This is a genomic window from Janthinobacterium sp. BJB426 (genome assembly GCF_002735705.1).
GTDB lineage: Bacteria > Pseudomonadota > Gammaproteobacteria > Burkholderiales > Burkholderiaceae_D > Janthinobacterium.
On the sequence record NZ_PDZL01000003.1, the window covers coordinates 236,437 to 252,774 of the forward strand.

14 protein-coding genes are annotated in these 16,338 nt (G+C 64.1%); 7 read left to right on the top strand and 7 right to left on the bottom strand.

Going from position 1 to position 16,338, the window contains the following annotated elements:
- Positions 1-50: 50 nt before the first annotated feature.
- The 4 genes from CSQ93_RS06570 to CSQ93_RS06585 form a co-directional block, all read right to left on the bottom strand.
- Positions 51-1,736 (bottom strand): cation acetate symporter, encoded by a 1,686-nt coding sequence (locus CSQ93_RS06570; RefSeq protein WP_099377335.1) that lies wholly within the window; start codon positions 1,734-1,736, stop codon positions 51-53.
- Positions 1,733-2,041 (bottom strand): DUF485 domain-containing protein, encoded by a 309-nt coding sequence (locus CSQ93_RS06575; protein ID WP_099377336.1) that lies wholly within the window; start codon positions 2,039-2,041, stop codon positions 1,733-1,735. Before CSQ93_RS06575 ends, CSQ93_RS06570 begins: the two co-directional genes overlap by 4 nt.
- 128 nt (positions 2,042-2,169) lie before the next feature.
- On the bottom strand, positions 2,170-3,351 hold the full coding sequence (gene hmpA / locus CSQ93_RS06580) for an NO-inducible flavohemoprotein (RefSeq protein ID WP_099377337.1): 1,182 nt from the start codon (positions 3,349-3,351) through the stop codon (positions 2,170-2,172).
- 35 nt (positions 3,352-3,386) lie between these two features.
- Positions 3,387-3,800 carry a hemerythrin domain-containing protein gene (locus CSQ93_RS06585; protein WP_099377338.1) on the bottom strand — a complete coding sequence of 138 codons (414 nt, stop codon included), beginning with the start codon at positions 3,798-3,800 and terminating at the stop codon, positions 3,387-3,389.
- Positions 3,801-4,019: 219 nt separating this feature from the next.
- Between CSQ93_RS06585 and CSQ93_RS06590 the strand changes: the two genes are divergently transcribed.
- The 7 genes from CSQ93_RS06590 (at position 4,020) to CSQ93_RS06620 (ending at position 11,325) form a co-directional block, all read left to right on the top strand.
- Complete coding sequence (locus CSQ93_RS06590) at positions 4,020-4,907, top strand: STAS domain-containing protein (protein ID WP_099377339.1); 888 nt, start codon at positions 4,020-4,022, stop codon at positions 4,905-4,907.
- A gap of 7 nt (positions 4,908-4,914) precedes the next feature.
- A complete protein-coding gene (locus tag CSQ93_RS06595) occupies positions 4,915-5,277 on the top strand; it encodes an STAS domain-containing protein (RefSeq protein WP_034785745.1) in 363 nt (120 codons plus the stop codon).
- 10 nt (positions 5,278-5,287) lie between these two features.
- Complete coding sequence (locus CSQ93_RS06600; RefSeq protein WP_233516077.1) at positions 5,288-5,722, top strand: ATP-binding protein; 435 nt, start codon at positions 5,288-5,290, stop codon at positions 5,720-5,722.
- Complete coding sequence (locus CSQ93_RS06605) at positions 5,719-6,804, top strand: ATP-binding SpoIIE family protein phosphatase (protein ID WP_233516078.1); 1,086 nt, start codon at positions 5,719-5,721, stop codon at positions 6,802-6,804. Before CSQ93_RS06600 ends, CSQ93_RS06605 begins: the two co-directional genes overlap by 4 nt.
- Positions 6,801-8,624, top strand: a complete 1,824-nt coding sequence (locus CSQ93_RS06610) for an ATP-binding protein (protein ID WP_099377341.1) — start codon at positions 6,801-6,803, stop codon at positions 8,622-8,624. The genes CSQ93_RS06605 and CSQ93_RS06610 overlap by 4 nt, the downstream gene beginning before the upstream one ends.
- The gene (locus tag CSQ93_RS06615; RefSeq protein ID WP_099377569.1) at positions 8,611-10,125 is read left to right on the top strand and encodes an ATP-binding response regulator; all 1,515 of its coding nucleotides are present in this window, start codon (positions 8,611-8,613) and stop codon (positions 10,123-10,125) included. The genes CSQ93_RS06610 and CSQ93_RS06615 overlap by 14 nt, the downstream gene beginning before the upstream one ends.
- A 72-nt stretch (positions 10,126-10,197) precedes the next feature.
- Complete coding sequence (locus CSQ93_RS06620) at positions 10,198-11,325, top strand: metallophosphoesterase (RefSeq protein ID WP_099377342.1); 1,128 nt, start codon at positions 10,198-10,200, stop codon at positions 11,323-11,325.
- Positions 11,326-11,366: 41 nt separating this feature from the next.
- On the opposite strand, the gene CSQ93_RS06625 is transcribed toward CSQ93_RS06620, so the two are convergent.
- Genes CSQ93_RS06625 through CSQ93_RS06635 form a run of 3 tightly spaced genes read right to left on the bottom strand, consistent with a single transcriptional unit; the run spans position 11,367 to position 16,254 of the window.
- The gene (locus CSQ93_RS06625) at positions 11,367-12,065 is read right to left on the bottom strand and encodes a hypothetical protein (RefSeq protein ID WP_099377343.1); all 699 of its coding nucleotides are present in this window, start codon (positions 12,063-12,065) and stop codon (positions 11,367-11,369) included.
- Positions 12,066-12,094: 29 nt separating this feature from the next.
- On the bottom strand, positions 12,095-14,050 hold the full coding sequence (locus CSQ93_RS06630; protein WP_158301153.1) for a hypothetical protein: 1,956 nt from the start codon (positions 14,048-14,050) through the stop codon (positions 12,095-12,097).
- An 11-nt stretch (positions 14,051-14,061) separates the two neighbouring features.
- On the bottom strand, positions 14,062-16,254 hold the full coding sequence (locus CSQ93_RS06635) for a sugar kinase (protein ID WP_099377345.1): 2,193 nt from the start codon (positions 16,252-16,254) through the stop codon (positions 14,062-14,064).
- Positions 16,255-16,338 lie beyond the last annotated feature (84 nt).

Here is a 16,338-nt window from a genome sequence, read left to right on the forward strand (position 1 = left end):
CAACAATGCCCGGCGAACCGGGCATTGTTTCTTTCAGCAACTCCTCTATATCAATGCGCGCTGGCGCCTGCCGCGCCGATACCCGTTTCCGAACGCATTTGCTGCGCTTCGTAGCCTGCGCGGTCGATGCGCGCGCGCGGGCTCTTGTCGAGCACGGAGAACAGCCAGATGCCGACAAAACCGGCCGTCATCGAGAACAGCGCCGGCGAGGCGTAAGGGAACAGCGCTTCGCCATGACCGAGCACGTCAACCCACACGGATTTCGACACCACCGTCAGCGCGACGGCCGTGGTCAAACCGAGGAAACCGCCGATGGTGGCGCCCCGCGTGGTGCAATCCTTCCACAGGACCGACATGAACAGCACGGGGAAGTTGGCCGAAGCGGCAATCGCGAAGGCCAGCGACACCATGAAGGCGATGTTCTGCTTTTCAAAGGCGATGCCCAGCACCACGGCGATAATGCCCAGCACGATCGTCGTCACGCGCGACACTTTCAATTCATTGGCACCCGTGGCCTTGCCCTTCTTGATGACTGTCGCATACAGGTCGTGCGACACGGCCGACGCGCCCGACAGGGTCAAGCCCGCCACGACGGCCAGGATGGTGGCAAACGCGACAGCCGACATGAAGCCGAGGAAGACGTTGCCGCCCACGGCCTTGGCCAGATGCACGGCCGCCATGTTGTTACCGCCCAGCAGCTTGCCGGCCGCATCCTTGAACTCGGGATTGGTGCTCACCAGCACGATGGCGCCAAAGCCGATGATGAAGGTCAGAATATAGAAATAGGCGATCCAGGTGGTAGCCCAGAACACGGATTTGCGCGCTTCCTTGGCGCTTGGCACCGTGAAGAACCGCATCAGGATGTGCGGCAAGCCGGCCGTGCCGAACATCAGCGCCATGCCGAAGGAGATGGCCGAGATCGGATCCTTGATGAAACTGCCAGGACCCATGATGGCTTCCTTGGTGGCGTGCACGTCCACCGACTTGGCAAACAGCGCTTCCGGGCTGAAATTGAATTGCGCCAGCACGGCCACGGCCATGAAGGTGGCGCCGCCCAGCAACATCACGGCCTTGATGATCTGCACCCAGGTGGTGGCCGTCATGCCGCCGAACAGCACGTAAATCATCATCAAGGTACCGACCAGGACGACGGCGATCCAGTATTCGAGGCCGAACAGCAGCTTGATCAGCTGGCCCGCGCCTACCATCTGCGCGATCAGGTAGAACGCCACGACGACGAGGGTGCCGGAAGCGGAAAAGATGCGGATCGGCGCCTGCTTGAAGCGGTAGGCGGCCACGTCGGCAAACGTGTAGCGGCCCAGGTTGCGCAAGCGCTCGGCCATCAAAAAGGTGATGATGGGCCAGCCGACGAGAAAGCCGATGGCATAGATCAGGCCATCGTAGCCGTTCAAGAAGACGGCGGCGGAAATGCCGAGGAACGATGCGGCCGACATATAGTCGCCGGCAATCGCCAGGCCATTCTGGAAGCCCGTGATGCCGCCGCCAGCCGTGTAGAAATCGGAAGCCGACTTGGTCTTCGCGGCCGCCCACTTGGTGATGAACAAGGTAAAAATGACGAAGGCGGCGAACATGATGATCGCCGTCCAGTTGGTCGGTTGCTTGACTGCCTGGCCCAGATCGGCGCCAGCCGCCAGCACGCTGCTGCTGGCGCCCGCCAGCAAGGTCAGGGCTGCCAGGCAGGCGAGTTTGCGTTGCGTCAATGGGGCGCCGTTCATGCCTGCACCCGTGCCTGGATGGCGCTGGTCAGGTCGTCGAATTGCTTGTTGGCGCGGCGCACATAAATGCCGGTGACCAGCACGGTAAACACGATGACGAACAGGCCGATCGGCATGCCCCAGGTCATCACGCCTGCACCCGTTTTCGTGGCCAGGAATTCCTTGTTGAAGGCGATGAGCAGGATGTAGCCGTAATACACCAGCATCATCAGGCCCGTCAGCGCCCAGCCGAAGCGGGAACGCACCTTGACCAGCTGATGATAGCTGGGGTCGCCCTTGATTTTTTGAACCAGATCGTCATGCATTGTGTTGCCTCCTGTTATGTAAAAGCGTGCTCTTTTGTGCGAGCTTGGATTCACAGTACAGCGCGAGGCTTACCCGCCCCTTACGGCAGCGTTTTTTCTCGCAGGGACAACACAAGGCAGGCAGAAAATCAGTTCAAGGCGGCAGCCGGTCCGAAGAATTCATGGTGCGTCTGCTGTTCCGGCACGCCCAGCTCGCGCAGGTATTGCTTGACGGCCCGCATGAATGGCTGCGGCCCCAGGAAATAGGCATCGACGTCGCGCGAGGCCGGCAGCCAGTGACCGAGCTGCTCTTTATTCAGCAAGCCGACGGCATCGGGCGCATCTTGCTCGCCGCCATGTTCCGCGTAGCAGTAATAACGCTGCAACTGCGGATGCTGCGCGGCCAGTGCATCGATCTGCGCGCGGAATGCATGCACGCCGTGGTTGCGCGCCGCGTGGATGAAATGCACGGGACGCTTGCCGCGCAGGGCCGCCGTCAGCATGGCCAGGGTCGGCGTGATACCCACGCCGCCGCTGATCAGCACCAGCGGCTTGTCGCTATCCGTCAGCACGAAGTCGCCCGATGGCGGCGTCAGCTGAACGGTGTCGCCCGCCTGCACGTGATCGTGGAAGAAAGTCGACACCTTGCCGCCCGCTTCGCGCTTGACGCTGATGCGGTACGTCTGGCCATTGCTGGCGGCCGACAAGGAGTACTGGCGGCGCATGGGCACGCCATCGACCGTGGCCAGCACGCCGATATATTGGCCTGGCGCAAAGTCGAGCACGGGCTGGCCATCGGCGGGCACCAGCAGGAAGGACGTGATCTCACCGCTTTCCACGACCTTGCTTTGCACCAGAAAATCGCGCGCGCCGCTCCAGCCGCCGGGTGCGGCCGCCTGCGCCTTGTAGATGCGCCCTTCTTCGCCGGCCAGGATGTCGGCCAGCTGGCCATACGCCGCGCCCCAGGCATCGATGACGGCGTCGCTGGCGACCTCTTCGCCCAGCACTTCGCGGATCGCTTGCAGCAGGCTGGCGCCCACCAGCGGATAGTGCTCGGCGCGGATCTGCAGGGCCACGTGCTTGTTGACGATGGTGGCCACGAGGTCACCGAGCGCATCGAGTTTATCGATATGTTTGGCATACATCAGCACGCCATTGGCCAGTGCGCGCTGCTGGTCGCCGCTGTGCTGGTGCGCCTGGTTAAAGTACGGCAGCACTTCGGGATGGTCGCGGAACAGATTCTTGTAAAAGTGGCGCGTCAGCGCTTCACCGCCCTGCTCGAGGATGGGGACGGTGGCCGTGATGATGGCGCGTTGTTCTTGGGTCAGCATGTAAAACTCCTGTGTATATTTATTTGTAAGCGGTCTCAGGCCAGCGTTTCAACGGCTGGATATAACTCGTGGTCTTCGCGGCGCATGCGCTGGAACAGCGCGTGCAGCACGGTATTGGCTTCGCTGCGGAAGGCTTCCGGTTCCGCTTCCAGGCGCACGGGCGTATTCCAGCGGCCGGCGAAATCGAGGTAGGCGCCGGCGATGCCGTGCATTTCGTTTTCGTACTGACGTCCCAGTTGTGCCACCCTGGCCACGCCGGACGCTTGCGCGGCCGGATACAGGTAGCGCTGCTCGACGGCCAGGTGCAGCTTGATCAAGCCGCTCATGGCGATGATCTGGTCGGCAATGGCCCGCGCCTGCGCGGCCACACCGCCGCGCGCCAGCTCGCGCAAGTCGTCGATGGCGGCCAGGATGTCCAGGTGCTGCTGTTTGAATTTGTCGATATTCATGGCGTGTTTCTCTTGTTGAGTGTTCCCAGTGTAGCGGAATTCACTTAAACATGCAAATTACATGCATCTTTAAATAGCCAGTATTTCATACTGACATGGCCACTATGTGCGGCATGGAACACAAGCTACGGCCATGTCTGCTTATAATTTATTCATCACAGCGCGGGCCCGTTTGCGGCCGTGCCGCACCCTCCACTCCAGCCAAGGATGAGTATGAGAATGAAGACGGACACTGCCAAGACGGGCACGGGCCAGGCGCAGCAACTGGCCGGCATCATCAACGCGCACCACACGGAATTGCTGGACGGCTGGATGGCCGGCCTGATCGCCCGCCTGGTGCGGCGCGACAAGATCGCCGAGAACGAGCTGCGCCAGCAGGCATCGCAATTCCTGCCGCTGCTGGCCAGTGCGGTGGAAAGCGGCGACTCATTCGACATCGAGGGCGGCGCCTGGGACGATACGCGCCAGCTGATCGCGGAGATATCGCAGTCGCGCGTGCGCCAGGGCTATTCGCCGATCGACACGGCCAGCTTCATGTTTGCCCTCAAGGAGCCGCTGTTCGCCTACCTGCGCAAGGCAATCACGGCCCATCCGGAGCAACTGGGCGACGCCATCGTCAGCACCAGCAAGCTGTTCGATGAACTGGGCCTGCTGACCATCGCCATCTACCAGAAAGCGCGCGAACAGGTGATTCTGCGACAGCAGCAGGAATTGCTGGAGCTGTCCACGCCCGTGGTGCAGCTGTGGCAAAACGTGCTGGCCCTGCCCCTGATCGGCACCCTCGACAGCGCGCGCACGCAGGTGGTGATGGAAAGCCTGCTGCAAAAGATTGTCGATACGGGCGCCCTGATCGCCATCATCGACATCACCGGCGTGCCCACCGTCGACACCCTGGTGGCGCAGCATCTGCTGAAAACCATCGCCGCAGCACGCCTGATGGGCGCCGACTGCATCATCAGCGGCATCCGTCCGCAGATCGCGCAAACCATCGTGCACCTGGGCGTCAACCTGGAAGACGTGATGACCAAGGCCACGCTGGCCGACGCCTTCGTCGTGGCCCTGAAACGCACGGGCTCCAGCATCACCTACCAGCAGCAACAACACTGAGGCGCCTATGGAAAGAATCCCCATTTTACGCATGGGCCGGCTGCTGCTGGTGACGATCCAGGTGGACATGCATGACCGCCTGGCGATGACCTTGCAGGATGACCTGACCACCCGCATCGTGACGGACCGCGCCACGGGCGTGCTGATCGACATTTCCGCGCTCGACATCGTCGACTCCTTCATCGGCCGCATGATCAGCAACACGGCGGCGATGGCGAAAATCCTCGACGCGCGCACCGTCGTCGTCGGCATGCAGCCAGCCGTCGCCATCACCCTGGTGGAACTGGGGCTGACGCTGGAAGGCGTGAGCACGGCGCTGAACGTGGAGCTGGGCATCAAGCTGCTGGAACGGGGCGGCGCATGCGCATGACGGGGGCGCCGTGCTAGGCGCGCAGGCGCAGGCGGGGGGGCAACAGGTGCAGCAGATCCTGCCCTTGCACAGCGACGAAGACGTCGTGCGGCTGCGCAAGCAGGTGCGCGACAGCATGGTCGCCATGGGTTTTGGCCTGATCGAACAGACCAAGATCATCACGGCGGCCAGCGAACTGGCGCGCAACACCCTGCGCTACGGCGGCGGCGGCGAAGCGCGCATCGCGCGCGTCTGCGATGGCGCGCGCCAGGGACTGGAGCTGCGCTTTGTCGATGCGGGACCTGGCATCGACGATATCCCCCTGGCGCTGACCGATGGCTACACCAGCGGCGGCGGGCTGGGACTGGGGCTGGGCGGCGCCAAGCGCCTGGCCGACGCCTTTCACATCGACACGGCGCCCGGCGCGGGCACCACCGTCACCATCGCGAAATGGAAGCTGTTTTGAACCACCAGGAACCACAACCTGACATTCTCAGGCAACGCAGTTTCCCCGTCGGCGAACCGAGCGAGATCGCCGCGGCCCGCCGCGCCGGCAACGAACTGGCGCGCCACATCGGCTTCGACGACGTGCGCACAGGTCAACTGGCCATCATCATCAGCGAAGCGGCCACCAACATCGTCAAGCACGCGCAGCGCGGCGAAATCCTGCTGCGCAAGGTGCTGCGCGGCGGCACCAGCGGCATTGAAGTGCTGGCCATCGACAACGGCCCCGGCATGGCCAACGTGCGCCAGCACATGCAGGATGGCCATTCCACCACGGGCACCTACGGCGTGGGGCTGGGCGCGATACGCCGCCTGAGCCAGGAATTCGACCTGTACACGGCGCCAGGCAAGGGCACGGTGCTGATGGTGGTGGTCTGGGGGCCAAACGCCTGCAGCGCCATCCCGCCCAGTCCGAACTGGTGCATCGGCGCCGTGTGCCTGCCGCTGGCCTCGGAACAGGTATGCGGCGACGCCTGGAACGTCGTGTGCGAAGGCCATGAACTGAGCCTGATGGTGGCCGATGGCCTGGGGCACGGCCCGCTGGCGGCGCGCGCGTCGGAACGCGCCAGCGCGCTGCTGGAACACGACACGCCGGGACTGCCACCGCTGCCCGCCCCCTTCATCGAACTGGCCCACGGCGCCCTGCGCGCCACGCGCGGCGCGGCCATGGCGGTGGCGCACATCGACAGCGCACGCCGCCAATTGCGCTATGCGGGCGTGGGCAACATCGCCGCCTGCGCCTTCGATGCGCAGCAGCGCCGGCACCTGCTGTCGCATAACGGCATCGTCGGCAGCAACCTGCGCAAGGTGCAGGAATTCTGCTATCCATGGCAGCCGGGCGCGACACTGATCATGCATAGCGACGGCTTGCACACGCGCTGGGACCTGGAACAGTATCCGGGCCTGGCGCAATGCCACCCCAGCCTCGTCGCCGCCGTGCTGTACCGCGATTTCGCGCGCGGGCGCGACGACGTCACGGTGGTGGTGCTGCGCGAACATGAGGAGCACCGGCCTGCCGGTGCGGAAAGGAACGACACGCCATGACACAACGCATATTGACAGCCCATATCGGCAGCGAACTCGATGTCGTGGGCGCACGCCAGCGCGCGCGGCAGATCGCCGCCCTGTGCGGCTTCGGCGTGCAGGACCAGGTGCGCATCGCCACGGCCGTGTCGGAACTGGCGCGCAACGTCTACAACTACGCCGGCAGCGGCAAGGTGCATTTTGCCATCGATGGCCAGACGGCGCCGCAGGTGCTCAGCATCCGCATCGAAGACCAGGGCCCCGGCATCGCGCAGCTCGACAAAATATTGGCCGGCACCTACCGCTCGCCGACGGGCATGGGCCTGGGCATCCTGGGCGCCCAGCGCCTGATGGACCGCTGCCATATCCACAGCACGCCGGGCGACGGCACCCACATCACGCTGCACAAGCTGTTCCCGCGCGACGCGCCCCTGCTCGACGGGCAGAGCGTCGGCGCGCTGTCCGGCAGCCTGCAGGCGCTGCCGCCGGATATCACGCTGTCCGAAGTCCAGCAGCAGAACCGCGAACTGTTGACCACCCTGGCCGAACTGAAGACGCGCCAGGACGATTTGCTGCAGCTGACGCGCGAACTGGAAGACACCAACCGTGGCGTGGTGGCGCTGTTCGCGGAACTCGACGAAAAAGCCGACCACCTGCGCCGCGCCGACCAGATGAAATCGCGCTTCCTGTCGAACATGAGCCATGAATTCCGCACGCCGCTCAGCTCCATTCGCGCCCTGTCCAAGCTGCTGCTCGACCGCATCGACGGCGAGCTGTCCGAGGAACAGGAAAAGCAGGTGCTGTTCATCCTGCAAAGCGCCGTCAGCCTGAGCGACCTGGTCAACGACCTGCTGGACCTGGCCAAGATCGAGGCGGGCAAGGTCGACGTGCACGCCAACAGTTTCCAGGTGGCCGACCTGTTCAGCGCCCTGCGCGGCATGCTGCGCCCGCTGCTGGTATCCGAGTCGCTGACACTGACCTTCATCGATCCCGACCCGGCGCTGCACATCCACACGGATGAAGGCAAACTGTCGCAAATCCTGCGCAACTTCATCGCCAACGCCCTGAAGTTCACGGAAGCCGGCGCCATCATCGTCAGCGCCACGCCCTTGCCGGAGCAGGATGCCATCCGCTTTTCCGTCTCCGACACGGGCCTGGGCATCGCCGCCGAAGACGTGCAGATGATCTTCGAGGAATTCAGCCAGGTGGAAAACCACATGCAGCGCAAAGTCAAGGGCACGGGCCTGGGCCTGCCCCTGTGCCGCAACCTGGCCACCCTGCTCAACGGCACGGTGGCCGTGGAAAGCACGCCTGGCGAGGGCTCGCTGTTTTCCGTCGTCCTGCCCGCCAGCTACCATGCACCCGAAGGCACCCTGCCGCCGTGCGCGCCGGCCAACGACAATGGCAATGACCAGCGCATCGCCGTGCTGGTGGTAGAAGACAATCCGCCCGTGCGCCTGCTGTATGAAAAATTTTTGGCAGGCAGCGAATTTCGCGTCGTTCCCGCGCGCAGCGTGCGCGAGGCGCAGGAGCGCTGGGAACAGCAGCGCCCCGCCGCCGTCATCCTCGATATCCTGCTGCACGGCGAAACGACCTGGCACTGGCTGGCCGAGCTGAAAAACGACCCGCTGCGGCGCCAGGTGCCCGTCATCGTCGCCACCGAGATCGACGACGTGCGCAAGGGCCTGGCCCTGGGCGCCGATGCCTACTACGTCAAGCCGCTGTCGCGCCAGCAATTGCTGGCCACCCTGCGCGCGCTGATCGGCAATCCACACCACCGGCAAGAGCCGGTTCCGCCGCAAGGCACAACCACCTGGGACAATGCGCATGCTACCGGATAACAACAGCGATGCTCTGATCCTGAACGTCGATGACAGCGATGGCGCACGCTACGCCAAATCGCGCATCCTCCAACGCGCCGGCTTCAAGGTCATCGAAGCCTCGAACGGGGGCGACGCGCTGCTGCGCGCCCGCCAGGACCGCCCCAACCTGATCCTCCTCGACGTCAAGCTGCCCGACATCAACGGCCTGGAAGTGTGCCGCCAGTTGAAGGGCGGCGACGAGACCGGCACCATCCTGGTGCTGCAAACGTCCGCGTCCTGCATCGGCACGGCCGACAAGATCCGCGCCCTGGACGGCGGCGCCGACAATTACCTGGTCGAGCCGATCGAGGCCGATGAACTGATCGCCAACGTCAAGGCGCTGCTGCGCCTGGGACGGGTCGAGCGCGCGCTGCGCGACGTGGACCGCCGCAAGGATGAATTCCTGGCCACCCTGGCGCACGAATTGCGCAACCCGCTGGGCCCCATCCGCACGGCGCTGGCCCTGCTGTGCAAGCTCGACCCCGTCGTGCCGGCGGTGCAGGACAATGCGCGCCGCACCATCGGCCGTCACACGGACCACCTGGTGCGGCTGGTGGACGACCTGCTCGACGTGTCGCGCATTTCGCAGGGCAAAATCTCGCTGCAGTGGGAAAGTGTGAGCCTGGCCAGCGTCATCCGCAGCGCGCTGGAAACGAGTTCGCACAGCGTCGAGGCGCGCGGCCATGCGCTGGACGTGAACCTGCCCCAGGAAGAACTGTGGGTCTGCGGCGACGCCGTGCGCCTGTCGCAGATCGTCGCCAACCTGCTGCTCAACGCGGCCAAGTTCACTGCGCCGGGCGGGTGCATCGCCATTACTGCCGCACGCGAAGGCGACAACGTGCGCATCCGCCTGAGCGACAACGGCATCGGCATCGCCGCCGCCAATATCGACAGCATCTTCGGCCTGTTCGAGCAAAGCGGCCACTCGCCCGACCGGGTACAGGATGGCCTGGGCATCGGCCTGTCGCTGGTGCGCAACCTGGTGACCTTGCACGGCGGCCAGGTCAGCGTGCACAGCCCCGGCGTGGGGCTGGGCAGCACCTTCGAAGTCCTCCTGCCGCTCGACGCCAACGTGCCGCTGCCGGCCGCGCCCGCGCCGCAGACCGCCACCGGCGGCAGCCAGCGCATCCTCGTCGTCGACGACAACTGCGATGCGGCCGACACCCTGGCCGAACTGCTGGAAATGTACGGCCACACGGTGCGCACGGCCTACACGGGCACGCAAGCGACCGAACGCACCCTGGAATTCAAGCCCGACATCGTCTTTCTCGACATCGGCCTGCCCGACATGAGCGGCTACGACGTGGCAATCAAACTGCGCCAGTTGCCGATACCGCAGCAATTCCTGCTCGTCGCGCTGACCGGCTACGGCCAGGAACACGACCGCCAGGCGGCCCTGGCCTCGGGCTTCAATGAACATTTTGCCAAGCCTGTCGATTTCGGCAAGCTAGCCATGCTGGGATTGCATATCGCTCCATGAGCGGGGATGGCGGCTGCGTGTTGCCAGGGCGTCGGCTATAATCGGCGGCCGCCTCACCTCTGGAACCATGACATGAAAACCCGCACGCCGCTGCTGCGCATCACCATGATACTGGGCGCCCTGCACGCCCTGTTGGGCTGGCTGCTGCTGCCGGCGCTGCCTGTCGGCCTGGCTGGCTGGCTGCTGGGCGGCGCCGTCTTGCTGGCCTCGACCATGCTGATGCCGATGACCATCTTCGCCCGCGCCGTCACCAACGATGCGCGTCTGGCCGACCGCCTGAGCTGGGCCGGCTCGCTGTGCATGGGCTTTTTTTCCTCGCTGTTCGTGCTCACCGTGCTGCGTGAACTGCTGATGCTGATTCCCGCCATGCGCCCGCACGCGCAGGCGTCCGCCGTGCTGGTCCTGCTTCTGGCGCTGCTGGCCACCGTCGTCGGCTACCTCAACGCCCGCAAGGTGGCGCGCGTGCGCGAAGTAACGGTACCGATTGCCGGCCTGCCGCAGGCGCTGCAAGGGCTGACCATCGTGCAGCTGAGCGACATCCACGTGGGCGCCACCATCAAGCGAGCCTACGTGGAAGCCATCGTCGCGCGCGCCAACGGCCTGCGGCCCGACATCATCGCCATCACGGGCGACGTGGTCGACGGCACGGTGGCGCAACTGGGCAGCCATACGGCGCCGCTGGGTGAGCTGCGCGCGCGCCATGGCGTCTTTCTCGTCACAGGCAACCACGAATACTATTCGGGTGCAGCACCGTGGGTGGCGGAGTTCCGCCGCCTGGGCTTGCGCGTGCTGATGAACGAACATGCGGTCCTCGAACACGACGGCGCGCGCCTGGCCCTGGCCGGCGTCACCGATTTCAATGCGGCCAGTTTCGACCCTGCTCAGAAAAGCGACCCGCAAGCGGCCATCGCCGGCGCGCCCGCCGATATCCCCCACATCCTGCTGGCGCACCAGCCGCGCAGCGCGCCTGACGCCGAAGCGGCCGGCTACGACCTGCAATTGTCGGGCCATACGCACGGCGGACAGTTCTGGCCATGGAACCTGTTCGTGCCGCTGCAGCAGCCGTACGTGGCCGGCCTGCACCGGCAAGGCCGATTGTGGATTTATGTGAGCCGCGGCACCGGTTACTGGGGGCCGCCGAAACGCATCGGCGCGCCGGCGGAGATTACGCGCTTAAGGCTGGCGGCACCCAGCGCCTGACCAGGCCTGGGGCATGGCCAGTTTATTCATCGCTGCAGCGGTCAGACCCTGCCGGCAAACAAGGCAATGCCGGTGGCACAGCCTGCGCTGGCCACGACCAGGGTGGCAATCAGCCAGCGCCGTACAGATTGTGTCGAGGACGCCAGCTGTTCCGCCCATGTGGCGGCCCACGCCTCCTGCTGCATCGCCAGCGCGGTCAATTGCATTTGCTGCTCGGCAAACGCCAATTGCATCTGCGCCACGGACTGCACCAGTGGCGCCATCCCGGCCTCGTTGAGGCGGGCAACCTCCATGAGCGACGCCGCCGTCTGCGTACCCAGCTCATGGCGCTGCTGCGCCATCAGTTCATGCAGCTGAACAAAAGATTGCTTGCCGGACTCGCCTTGCTGCACCAGCTGTCCCGACAACTTCTCCACCGAGTCGCGGTGGGCGGTCACCGTGCCCTGTTCCAGCGTATTCTGGACCTGGTGCAGCATGGGTTGCAACGACAGGCGAATTTCGCGCGGCGTCTCTTCGGCCAGCGATTTGAGCGAGCGAATCTGCATGAGCGCGTCATCCGCACTCATATTGGTGCCCTGGATAATGGCCTGTAAATCTTCCAGCATCGATTCAAACTGGTTCAGCCGCTTGTCCAGCTCGCGGACCGACTTCGTAACAGGCGCCAGCGGTTCCTGCATTACTTTTTGCAATAGTTCCTGAAATTCGTGTTCCTGGCGTGCGATATCGTGTTGATTGTTCATGGCCTTGGTCAATATGAAGTAAAAGTGAATTAAATGGCGGCGGGTTCGATGTGCAGCAGGACTTGCTTGCGTACGTCCACAAGCCGCACGGCAGCCAGCAAGCCCAGAAAGGCGGTGACGCGGTTGCCGGCGGTGCAGATCGCCTGTCGCCGCTGTTCCAGCTCAGCGACATATTCCGCATCGAGCAGCGACGCAAAGCGGCGGCTCTCCGCCAGGTCGTTTTCCATCCGCTGTTCAAACAGCTCGCGCGCCTGCGTGTGCTGTGCCAGTTTCTCCTCCAGCAGCTTGATCGGCGCGATGCCACCGTCGGCAAGCCGTTGAAAGTCGTCGCGTTTGTAGCGTTGCTCCTCCAGCTCCGCCAGCAGGCCTTCCCGCCAGGCGTGCGCGGCGGCCAGCCAGCGTGTGCGGGCAAGCGCCTTGAGCTCTGCCTGGGCATCGTCAACACAGCGCTTGAAGGTCCTGATATCCCTGGCATAGTCGCTGCCCTCGCCGGTGCTCCAGTATTTGTCCACCCAGTAGGCATTGAGGGTGGAGAGGAAACTGCTGAACGCATCGTCCAGTATGTCGTCGCTGCCGCGGGCGCCATCCTGCAACGCCACACGGCGCCAGAACGACTGCGTGCCTGACATCCGTGCCGTGTCGGGATGGCTGGCCAGCAAGGCCTGCTTCATGGACGACTTCGCACGCCGGATCACGGCCTTGAAGCCGTCGACGCTTTCGTATGGATCGCCAGGCGCCGTCACAGCAAAAACAAAATGCCGCGCTATGTCTTTCGACAAAACCTCGTCCGTCAATGCTTCCTGCGACTGCTCCAGGCTGGCGCATTGTTTGCCGATATTCTCGGCCGCAAGTTGCGCCTGCCGTTGTTCGTCGTGCGCCCGCCCCAGTACCGCTTGCAGCGCCTCGCTCTCGGCGCCCAGCACTTCCTGGCGTTTTTTCTTCACCCTGGCAATCACCATGTGCGCATCGACGGCAACGCGCAGACGCGCCAATGGCGTGGTCGACGCCTGTATATCGCTCAGCAACTGCTGCTTGAGCGTCAACATCATCGGCTGTACCCGCGCATACAGAAGGGGCTCGGCTTCGCGGGCGTCGAGCCACGACTGCCCGAACTCGAGCGGGAAAAAGTTCGCCGCGCGCTTGACATCGTCACTCAGCGGTATCGAACGTTCAATCTGTTCGACCAGGCGCCGCCGGTACAGCGGCACTTCGGCCTCACCCGCATGCTCGCGCACCATGTCGCGCACCGACTGCGCCGTGAAGGAATAGGTGGTGACAATCCGAAATCGCCGCGGCGCGCTTTGCCAGTCCTCGATGCCCGGCAGCGTCAGGCCGCCCCCCTGCAGGAACGACAGGTCATCACCGCGCCCCACCAGCAGGATCAGGTCCGCCAGCGGCACATATTTGCGGGCCATCGCATGCACATGCTCCTGCTCTGCCGCGTTTGCCGGTTTGTCGCCGGGAAGATCGAGCATGCGCACGCCCGACTGCGCGGCATCGGCATCAAAGCATTCCAGCGGGACGAACACGACGCATGGCGCATGTGCGACCAGTTGGCGCATTTCCATCGCCGTTCGCAGCCGGCCAAGTTCCGCCTCCATGGCCAGGTCATCGTCGTACCATGCGGTGGCCGTGTCGTTGACTTTCAGTCCCCAGCGCTGATCCGGCGAACGGCGGTATTCCATCGTGGTGGCGGTGGCCGATTGCCCGGCCGCGCGTCCACCCCGCAAAACCCCCGCCACGCGCAGCATCTGCGTCGCCTGCACTCCCATCAACTCCATCAGCAAGGTGGTTTTGCCGACCTGGGTCTTGCCGAAAACGACCACGTAGGCTTCCGCCTGCTGATCCTTGCTGGCCAGGCGGTCACGGATTTCAGGGCTCAGCGATTCCGCAAAGCGTGTATATGCCCGGAAGGCCCAGTCCAGCCGCTCCTGGTCATGCTGTGCCCATGCCGCGCGCACGCCGGACGCTTGCGCCGGCGCCATGCTGCCCCGGCTCACGCGGCCGCATCCACTTGGAACAGCGCCATCGTATGCCCGGACCGGCTCAGTTCAAACAGCAGGTCACGCTGCAGCGAACGCACATCGGCCAGGGCCTTCGCCAGGCGGTCTTTTTCCATCAACGCTTCATCCAGGCGGTAACGCGCGCGCAATGACTGTTCCAGCCGGCCCCGCATCTGGCCCATCATCTGATTGAAATGGTGGATGAAATGCTTGTGGTGGTGTGCTTGTATGCTCTGCAACATCGATTGCGACACGAGCCGCGCCTTCTCGTCATGGATGCGCGTGGCCTGCATGGCGGAATACGCCAGATATCCCACCGCCACCGCGCCGACCACGGCCGCGCCAACGCCGCCGATGGCGGCACCGGCCGCCGCCGTCCCGCCGGTGCCGCTGCCGGCAGCCGCGGCCGAGGCGCTGGCCGGATTGAACATGCTCATCAGAGCTGGGATCACGTCGACATCGCCATCGCTGAGCACATCGACGGCAAAGACGGTGGCAATGCTGCGCAAGACCGTCTTGCCCAAGGTCACGCCGTCGCCCAATTGCTGCACCGCCTTTTTCATCATGTCGGCTTGATCGGACTCCTCTGCCACCTTCAACTCCGGCGTCAGGCCCACCAGCGCTGGCATCATGCTGGCCAGCCGCGCATATTCCAGCGTCAGGGCCGGCAAGAGCTTGATCGCGCTGACGACATCCTTGGTCACCAGCTGGGCCTGCCCTTCCGGCGCCCCCTTCACACCCAGAATCACCCGCAGATTTTTCTGATCGTCCTCGTCCGGACGCTGCCAGGCAAGCACTTGCTGCTTTGCATCGACATAGCCCAGTTTTTGCATCGGTGTCGCATCGCTTCCGTGCGCGATAGCGAGGACTTGCTGACCCTGCTCACCGCGCAGTTTCTTCTGCGTCAGCCCGCCGATCATGACGGTGTGCTTTTCCAGCACGTCGGCCTGGCCACCCCACGATGCGCTCACGCTCTGCGCTATGTGCTGGTGACTTTGCGTGGCCGTTCTGGCGAAGTCCTTGATTTTGTTGACCACACCTTCGTGATCGCTGATCAAGCTGCCTTCGAGCGTCTTCCAGGCCGCACCCAGATGCGCTTGCAGCAGGTGGTCGACGCCTTCCAGATAGTCCTCGCGCAAACTATCCCTGGCCTCGTCGAATGCCTCCAGATAGCTGCGCACTGCCTGCAAGCCTTCATTGCCGCTCTCGCGCTCATGAAAGAGCAGCTTGGTTTTATTGTGCACCAGTCCCAGGACCGAGGTCAGGTCACGGCTCAGCACCCCGGCCAGACGGCTCAGTTGCGCCTTGCGGTCGCCGCCGCCCGAGCAGGACAGGTCCTGGATCGCCTTGGCCAATGGCTTCAGCCATACTTCACGGTAGTCCGGGTCATCCGCGCCAACGCAAATGATTCTTGTCTCGACCAAGTCGGCTGGCACCTTGAACACATGGGCCGCCGTATCGCGCAACGCCTGCAGGCGCTCCGGCTTGCCGCGGGCGGCTTCCGTTTTACTGATGACCACCAGGGTTTGCGCGCCGCCCAGTTCGCCTTGCAGCATGTCGGTGACGATGTCGACCTGCTGCTGGTTGGCCATGCGCGTCTCGTCCGTGACGACGATGCAGCCGACCGCCCCGACAAGGGCCTGGCGCATCAGCTCCTGCCATGATTTATTCTCGCGGTCCTGCGTCTCGTAGCCAGGCAGCAGCAGCCAGGCCTGGTTCGCCCGGTTGAAATAGCGCTGCGGCACCTTCAGTACGGGCAGCAGCACATCCATTTCCGGGTCGCATACGGCTTTCTGGAAGGCGGCGACATCGACGTCGTCCTCTACCAGCACGTATTGCCCGCCCTGCTTGCGCAGGCAGCGCAGCGCGCCCTGCACTTCGGTGTGCGACGCATCTTCCAGCACCAGCACGGGCAGTTTTTCGCCGCGGCCTTCGTTGGGCTGCAGCCATTGCGCCGCCTCGCCATCCAGCGCATACAGCGAGCGCAGCAGCGTAGTTTTTCCCGCCCCTTGTGAGCCGCCGATCGCCAGGATCGACGTCGTGCCCAGCACTTCGGCAAGCAACAGGCGGCGCATGATCAGCGGCATGTCCGTGCGCAGGCGCTCGTCGTTAATCAACTGACTGGCGCCATGCAATTCGCGTAAGGCGGCGTTCAAATCTTGCAGCAAAATTTCAGGAGAATGCATCGTGAGGACTTTCTATCGACAACGGTTTAAACAACTGCGCTCCAGGCGATGTCGATCCCATGCCTATAGTCGTGCGGCAAGCGC